General features: G+C 53.6%; 8 protein-coding genes and 1 pseudogene. 5 read left to right on the top strand and 4 right to left on the bottom strand.

Annotation, left to right across the window (positions count from 1 at the left end):
* Positions 1–62 precede the first annotated feature (62 nt).
* Together OKC29_RS22740 and umuD are read right to left on the bottom strand one after the other, a co-directional pair.
* A pseudogene (locus OKC29_RS22740) lies at positions 63–392 on the bottom strand (Y-family DNA polymerase); the annotation flags it as partial.
* Positions 389–811 carry a translesion error-prone DNA polymerase V autoproteolytic subunit gene (umuD, locus tag OKC29_RS22735; RefSeq protein WP_134696327.1) on the bottom strand — a complete coding sequence of 141 codons (423 nt, stop codon included), beginning with the start codon at positions 809–811 and terminating at the stop codon, positions 389–391. The pseudogene OKC29_RS22740 and the gene umuD, both read right to left, overlap by 4 nt.
* Before the next feature lie 277 nt (positions 812–1088).
* Between umuD and OKC29_RS22730 the strand changes: the two genes are divergently transcribed.
* The 3 genes from OKC29_RS22730 to OKC29_RS22720 all read left to right on the top strand — a co-directional run bounded on the left by OKC29_RS22730 (position 1089) and on the right by OKC29_RS22720 (position 3425).
* Positions 1089–1979 carry an AbiTii domain-containing protein gene (locus OKC29_RS22730; RefSeq protein WP_134696314.1) on the top strand — a complete coding sequence of 297 codons (891 nt, stop codon included), beginning with the start codon at positions 1089–1091 and terminating at the stop codon, positions 1977–1979.
* Positions 1980–2383: 404 nt separating this feature from the next.
* Positions 2384–2935: a hypothetical protein gene (locus OKC29_RS22725; protein WP_128344150.1), complete on the top strand. Its 552-nt coding sequence runs from the start codon at positions 2384–2386 to the stop codon at positions 2933–2935.
* A 118-nt stretch (positions 2936–3053) separates the two neighbouring features.
* Positions 3054–3425, top strand: coding sequence for a hypothetical protein (locus OKC29_RS22720; RefSeq protein WP_134696315.1), 372 nt, complete (start codon positions 3054–3056; stop codon positions 3423–3425).
* Positions 3426–3463: 38 nt separating this feature from the next.
* On the opposite strand, the gene OKC29_RS22715 is transcribed toward OKC29_RS22720, so the two are convergent.
* Positions 3464–3697, bottom strand: coding sequence for a hypothetical protein (locus OKC29_RS22715; protein ID WP_134696316.1), 234 nt, complete (start codon positions 3695–3697; stop codon positions 3464–3466).
* Between the two features lie 220 nt (positions 3698–3917).
* Between OKC29_RS22715 and OKC29_RS22710 the strand changes: the two genes are divergently transcribed.
* Both OKC29_RS22710 and OKC29_RS22705 read left to right on the top strand, forming a co-directional pair.
* Positions 3918–4826 carry a DNA replication terminus site-binding protein gene (locus OKC29_RS22710; protein ID WP_158656463.1) on the top strand — a complete coding sequence of 303 codons (909 nt, stop codon included), beginning with the start codon at positions 3918–3920 and terminating at the stop codon, positions 4824–4826.
* A gap of 6 nt (positions 4827–4832) precedes the next feature.
* The gene (locus OKC29_RS22705) at positions 4833–5546 is read left to right on the top strand and encodes a hypothetical protein (protein ID WP_103829325.1); all 714 of its coding nucleotides are present in this window, start codon (positions 4833–4835) and stop codon (positions 5544–5546) included.
* 495 nt (positions 5547–6041) lie between these two features.
* Here OKC29_RS22705 and OKC29_RS22700 read toward each other — a convergent pair whose 3' ends face one another.
* Positions 6042–7019 (bottom strand): hypothetical protein, encoded by a 978-nt coding sequence (locus OKC29_RS22700; protein ID WP_270669795.1) that lies wholly within the window; start codon positions 7017–7019, stop codon positions 6042–6044.
* Between the last annotated feature and the right edge of the window lie 276 nt (positions 7020–7295).

Here is a 7295-nt window from a genome sequence, read left to right as displayed (position 1 = left end):
GCCCCTGGGACGCTTAACAATGTCCATAGATAGAACTCAATAGCTTAGGCGTCCGCACTATACAACTTACTCTTATCAACGCTGTAGACCTCCACCGCCGGGGCCATCCCCTCCAAAATGGTCATCACCCGGTTCGACATGTCGCCATAAAGGGCATAATTGCTGGAAAACCAGACCCCGCCCATAGCCTCGAAGAATTGACGGATCTGAAAGTACGGCACTCCCATCTTGATGCCGAGCGCTTTGGCCTCTGCCGAACGGGCTACCACGCAGCCATCGTTGTTCGAGAGCACGACTATTGGCCGCCCCTTAAGGTCGGGCCGAAACAGCCGCTCGCAGCTAGCGTAGAAGTTGTTCACGTCCACCAGGGCGACGGTGCAGCACTTGTTCATGGGGCATCCACCTGATGCACGATAAAGGACACCACCCCGAAGATTTCCAGCTCCTGCCCCTCACTGAAATGGATAGGCCGATAGGCCGGGTTGCCAGGGAGCAAGGCCACAGTGGGATCAAGCTGCAGCTGCTTCACGGTGAACTCACCATCGACCGCGGCGACCACCACGCTACCGTGGCGCGCCTTGCGACTGCGGTCCACGACCAGCAGGTCGCCATCGCGGATCCCGTGGTCGACCATACTGTCACCGGCCGCCCGCACAAAGTAGGTGGCCGCCGGGTGCGCCACGCACAGCAGATTAAGGTCTATGGTTTGCTCGGTGTAATCCTGCGCCGGGGACGGAAAGCCGCAGGCTACAGGGGAGAGAAACAGGGGGATCTCCAGCAAGGGAGCATTAGGGGCGGGTTGAGCAAACATGCTGGTCATCTCTGGTTGCTGTATAAAAACACAGTATACCAACCAACCCAGTGAGGATCACCGTTTAGCATTTAGCTCCGCATTTTTTGTCGTTTTGCGTTGGTTCTAGCAGCACCTGCGGAACGGGTAAACTGCCGCGTTTGCCGGCTGGGTGACCGGTCAACGTGAGCCAACCGCTGGCCATGAGGGCGGCCGGGATCCTGCCGCTTGCAATCCTGCAATCCAAACCACCGAACCCGGGTACAATGAGGGCCCAATATCGCCCAGGAGCGCATTGATGCCCGCCCTTATCCCTCAGCTCATCACCATAGCCAGTAATCCCGAAGTCAAGACAACCGATCTACTGCGAAACGCACTGGTGGCCGCACGTAAGCTCAAGCAGCCTGACTGGGTTAGCTGGATCAAAAACGAACTTGATGGCTACCCAGAGTCGGCTGTTATCCCTCAGTACCGGATTTTGACGGGGCAACTGTACGCCATTAACCCGGGGAAAGGTCTTGTGCTGCTACCGGTCCTGAATGCAGAGCTTCACGAGGTGATGACAACATGTCCCTTCTATTATCCCATTGATGGAGTGGAACCATTGGCTTCAGGGACAGAATATGTAGTGTTGCCCATGGACCCGTCTCAATCGAAGATGGTAGCGGCTCTCTATAAAATGCCAATCGCACCACAAGTTCGATTTGGAGCAAATCAGGTCCAGCGTTTGATCGGTGCGGTGCGTACTAAGGTCCTTGAATGGGCACTCGATCTGGATGAGTTGGGGATCCAAGGTGAAGGGATGAGCTTTACCACCCAGGAGCAGAAGCAGGCGGAATCGGTGACCAATATTTTCATTGGGGGGGATGTCATCGGAGGTCAAATGATGTTGGGCTCGCCCGGCGGCCAACAACAGCAGACGGTGACAGGCGAGCAGAAGTCCGAGGCGCTGGCGGCTTTGTTGCCGTGGCTGCAGCAGGTGGTCGCGCAAGGGCAACTGCAGGGAGAGGCGTGTGCAGAGCTGCAGGCCGATCTGGATACCCTCAAGGCCCAGGCCGCCTCCCCTAACCCAAAATGGTCAGTGATTGGCGCCGTGGTCGGCAGTGTGCGGACGATCCTGGAGAGCGCCGGCGGAGGGATACTGGTGGCGCAGGCACAGCGGTGGATGGCAACCTTGAGGGGTGGCTAATTCGATCAGGGAACTCTGCACATTTGTAGGGGGTCAGTGCCCCCCATACATTGCTGCTTTGCCTTGCTTAGGTAATCAGGTCGCCAGCCGCAACCTGAGTTGATGCTGTTGCTCCCATTCATGATATTCGGTATCCTGCGGTTGTCCTCGGTGCCCACGTGGGGACAGGCCGTCCGGCCAGGCACCAACTTCAACTCTCCCTGCACTCTGCAGGTACCCCCACCTGAGATCTATCACCCAAGCCCTCGTTGGCTGATTCTGCATGTCCGTTCACCGGTATTTCTCCGGCGTCAGCGCACATGCAGAAACAGCCCAAGGCTGTCTTATGGCACTCGGTCCGCAATGTGCCACTCGTGACCAACACCAACCCGGGCGTAAAGCCCAGATGCAACGAGGTCCAATTCATGAACCAAGCAATCGATGATGTGCTACTCGCTCATGCGATGGCTCAAGTATTCCCACATATTGATAAACAACAGTGGCTATCTGCGTACCAGGATCTTCTGAATTCTGTCAAATCAGGCGATTCCCTATGTAGCTATGTGCCCAGCGAAACCTATGAAAACCTCGCTCTTCCAGAGCTTCTAAGGGTCGTTGAGAGTATCGCATCGTCCATGCGGGGCGCAGTAATCGAGGTCATTGATCTAAGAGTCGGAAAGTCTCAGATACCGGCAGTGACTGCCGGCCCTGTCTGTCATGTGCTGGAAATCAGCATGCCTGAAACCGTCGGAGATTATGACTGCGCATATGACGTCCCGGAGTGGGAATGGGTGCGTGAGCACGCCTCCTTCTCTCATAAGGGCAACCATCACCATGACAACCCAACTTATGAGTTTCTTTTTAATATGGCGAACTACGACGCCCTCGATGAAGGAGCAATCCCAGAACGATTGTGGCCGGTGTTCAGAGATGCCAGCAAAATCGGAGCTGGATATGTTCTTTTCCATAACGAATAGGTCGTCAATCTGATTTTTTGGACTGCTATACCCCTATTCACTTCAACCAGGCCAACGGCCTTTCGCCTCAACATTCGTGTTGAAGGTTTAACCAGCCCTCTGGGCTTTTGGAATACAAATGCACAACTCATTGCAAGATACCGCTACTACCACCGTAGCTACTAAACCGATGTTCGATAGCACCATGGGTTATCTGCTGGCAAACACCTGGCAAATGCACTTACGTGATCGTAAGGCCTCTCCGGACGAACACGATGGGGTAATGGATGCTCTGGTTACCGCCTGTGGCAAAACCTCTGCCTGGATTGCTGAGCTAGTTGATTACTCCCGGCTTGCATGCATCTTCGACTACGATCATGCTGACAAGAAAGATGGGGATTGCCTGGCTCGAGTGATTCTCGAGTCTGTACTGAAAATGGAGTCGGACCAGCTTCTTCACGAAGCGGTACTGAACTGGCTCAGTGCGCAAGGTTTACCTCTCACTAGATGAGGTCTGTTGAACAGTGAATGCAGCACATAGACTGACATTCAAGAAATAGCCCCGCACAGCGGGGCTTTTTTATGCCCTGCTTTGTGGCCATCGCGCCATAGGTGTGAGGTATCTCCGGGGGAGAGCTTATTGTGATAGGTGGTCACATTTAAAATCTCAACCAACATTCCTATTTCGATAACTGATACAAGACGCCTAGCTGCTGAACCGATACGATCCTCATAAACTCCGAAGCCTAAGTAATGATCTCTATTTTCTCTCTTTCTCTTCACTCTCTCACCCTTTCTCTTCGCGCGAGCGCGGTCTCGCAGAAGTAGCGGAACCGGGTCTAGCCGAGCACTCGGGGCGTCGTTAGAGCAAAGTAGCCCAGGAGTTGAGCACAGCCCGAAGGGCTGTGTTCTGATTGAAGATCATCCTATAGGAATGTTGGTTGAGAAATCACTCTCCACTGGTCATAATAGCACCAGTTTGAGCCCCTCGATGGAGTGCCCCATGAATAAGTACGAACTAGCTGCACAGCTCCGCACTCTGGAGCAGCGTCAACACCAGCTGTTGGCCATGCTGCGCGACTTCATTGACGACAGCGAGTTCATCCAAGGAAGCACCTTTGCCCTCCCCCCGCATGACCCGAAGCAGGATACCCGCCACGACACTCCCTCTATAACGGTGACTCCGGCTCACGGACTCGAAGCTCTGTATGCTGCTCACCATGCTTGGGGCCATCTGTACGCGGACGCTGGTGAAAACACTCGCCTGGTGTACCGCTTGCCGGGAGCGATTCAGATTCACTCCAGGCACAACGAGGAGCTCGCCGGTATAATCGATGCCATTAATGCAGACCGAAAAACCTTCCGAGACCTAGTAACAAACTCAGGCACAATAATTGGGGGACCCAATACTCGGTGGGAGTTTCTGCATAGCAAAGGCATGTTCGAGGGGCTGATCACTTTGCAGTTTTACCGACAAATCACCGTCGCCTGCGACACAGCCCGATCAATTTCGTTCTGTTGGGCTCATAAAAACACTATGCAGAGAATGACCAAACAACAGATCATCGGTACGCTTAGAGCATCACAGGACTCCCCCCCTCGCCATGTAATCGATCCAACTGGTTGGGTCGCACAGCTAGAGGATGAAATTGTGCTGCTATCCGCACTCTCCGATGATGCTCGTCTTGTCATCCGGCGCCCCAATCCAGTCCATCCGCAAGCCTGGCTGGTGGAAGGAGATAGCCGTCGTATGCAAGTAGCATCGACCCCGGTTCTCATTCTCGGAGCTCAGAAGGTGAAGATCGGTCTTCTAAAGAACTACGACGTCACCCAAAAACGCCCACCGCGGCAAACAAAAAAAACCGCCAATGAGCCGCTTATCTCGCGCCTCTGGCTTTACCAGGAGCAGTAGTAAATCATGAGCATCGCATTTGGCCCTCTACGCGGCTTTGTCGTCGGTACAGTGATCAATGATACGGGCCCCATCGGCACTATCGCAGACATCTCCGGCGTCGATTACTTCATCACCCCTCAAAACTGGCTAGGTGAGGCTCCTCCTGAAGTCGGCATGATTGTAGAATTCAACGCTCGCGCCGTACAAAAAGGTTTTCTGGCAGTCAACATCAAACCAATAAATGCCTCCACCTTATGCACCCCGGGTATGAGTGCCACTAAATTGGAGATGATCGAGGCCGACCGGAGAGCAGAACGAGCACGGCAGCACATCACAAGGCTACGCCAGCTTGTCTTCGATATGGGTTACTCACCAGAGAAAGCGATCCTGGAGGTTTTCGACATCACCCCTCCAACAGGCATCGTCATTCCAGATGGGCCCAGCGACCGTGATCTGCAGTTTATGGAGCTGCTGACCCACAATCGCTCACCCAAAGACAAGCATGAAACCAGCCGCAGACTGTGCCAGGCATTTTGCCTCAGCTTCAGCGCCTTGATTGGTTTTATGCGCGGCAGTATCACTTATCGCGTCGCGCTAGAGCGGGCAGAGCGTGATAGGCAAGAACGCTCCCGCCGTCACTCACCAAACAGTGAACAGGGCCATCCCATTTCCCAGGAAGGGCAACACGAACCCGGGATGCTCAAGAAATTGGTCACGAACATCATGGGCAATAAATAACAGCCGTTGCATGACGGCCGCTTATAGGATAATTTTACCGAAGTGCTCATTCTCCTTCGGTTTACCCGCATAGCACACGCAGAAATGCATCGGAGTCACCCCAATCACAAAACGCAGCCCTGGCTGCGTTTTGTCGTTCTCAGACTGTCATGTTTGGCCTGAGCGCCCTCATATGCGCACAGCCCAAACCACTCTCTCCCGAGAGTGTGCTGACAGGCGATGGCATAACCAGCCTGTACCGCTAACCGCGGCTGCCAACCTCCAACCCGCCCATCTGGGCCACCTCAACCAGGCCTTTCTGGCCAAGGATCTCATTATGTGGATCAACATTGTTTTAGCACTTGAAGTCGTCGGCTTAGCCTTTGCGATTCGTTTCTGGTTTATGTGCCGGGAGGATGCGGCCGCATTTGAACGTTCACGCCTCCTGCGAATTAAGGCCCGAAGTTAAAAAACAAAAAACCACGCCTATTGGCGTGGTTTTTTTTTGCCCGAAATTCAGTCGTCCGGGTCCTCTATCATGCGATCCCACTCTTCATCGTAAGGGATCTCATACTCTGGAGTGTCCATCGGCATCGGGGGAATATCTGGGTGGCCAGCTGAAGCTAGGGATAGCTCTCCACGGATTTCAAGCTCTCTATTCTGCATTCGATACTCGATTTTTTTCTGTTCTTCCATTGCTTCCAGTTCAGCACGCTCTTTGTCAAGCGCCCGATAGTGATCGTCAATCACCCCCTTCCCAATGACAAACATCTCTTGGCATGACTTAGCCAACGTACTGGGGCTATCCAGATCCAGGGTATGGACATGCTCAAAAGTACGTTTGTAGGCCTCGATATTGTCACCCTCCCCCTGGAGCCTGAAGGCAACGCGGCAACGTTCACCGCGAGAGTCCTTGGCCATCAACGTGATCGCCGGCTGGATCCAGACTCCAGTCATTCGGTCGACCATTGGCAAAACAGGCTTATGCAACCAGAGCTGGTAACGTGTGCTGATGTTGGGATCAATGTTGTCCAGGCAACGGGCCATCTCAATCACAATAAGGCGCTCTGGCCAACTGGCAACTGGTAACGGGGTCTCTGCACTGGCAAGCGGTTGCAACGCCCAACGGAGGATTGAGGGTCCCTCATCGGTTGGCTTATCGTAGGCAAAGGTTACAGCCAGCATGAACGGACCATCACCTGACTGCATCCCATTTAGCAACAGTGGTGGTCGTTTAGCCTGCCCCAACATTAGTGCAGAACCATTGAGCAAGACGCAAGAAGCCGCACCATTAAACAGGGTGTAGTCGGCGATCACACACAAAAAAAGGAATTGGTGCCGGGTCTTAGGGTCGCGTTTATGGGCACGATTTAGTTGGCCAAGCAGCATGTCCAATCCCTGTTCCCCAACAAATGTGAATTGCTGCAAGCACCCAAACCCTTTGAGATTGAGCGGATACGCTGCCGCCCGTATCTTCATCTGCAAAGAGTTCATCGAGATCTTCTGCCGGTGGTGACGATAAGTGCAGAACGAATCGTCCATCAGTTGCCAGAGGAGTTTGTAGAGAACATCTACCTTCTGAGCGGGGTTCTCAGCCTGAGTTCGTTTCGGTTTATCCGAATTATCAACAGGTGATATGCCCAATTCATCAAGAGCAGCACTCCGTTGTGCTTCCGCATCATCAATGACATCACTGCATATTCCGGCCGATCATGAACACCAATTCCGATTCAACGTGAACACCATTTCCGGACCAATGTGAACGCTCAT

It is taken from the genome of Aeromonas sp. QDB34 (assembly GCF_027705405.1).
In the GTDB taxonomy this organism is placed as follows: Bacteria; Pseudomonadota; Gammaproteobacteria; order Enterobacterales; family Aeromonadaceae; genus Aeromonas; species Aeromonas hydrophila.
Note: the sequence above shows the minus strand (reverse complement) of the source record. Positions and strands in the feature narration are given on the sequence as shown.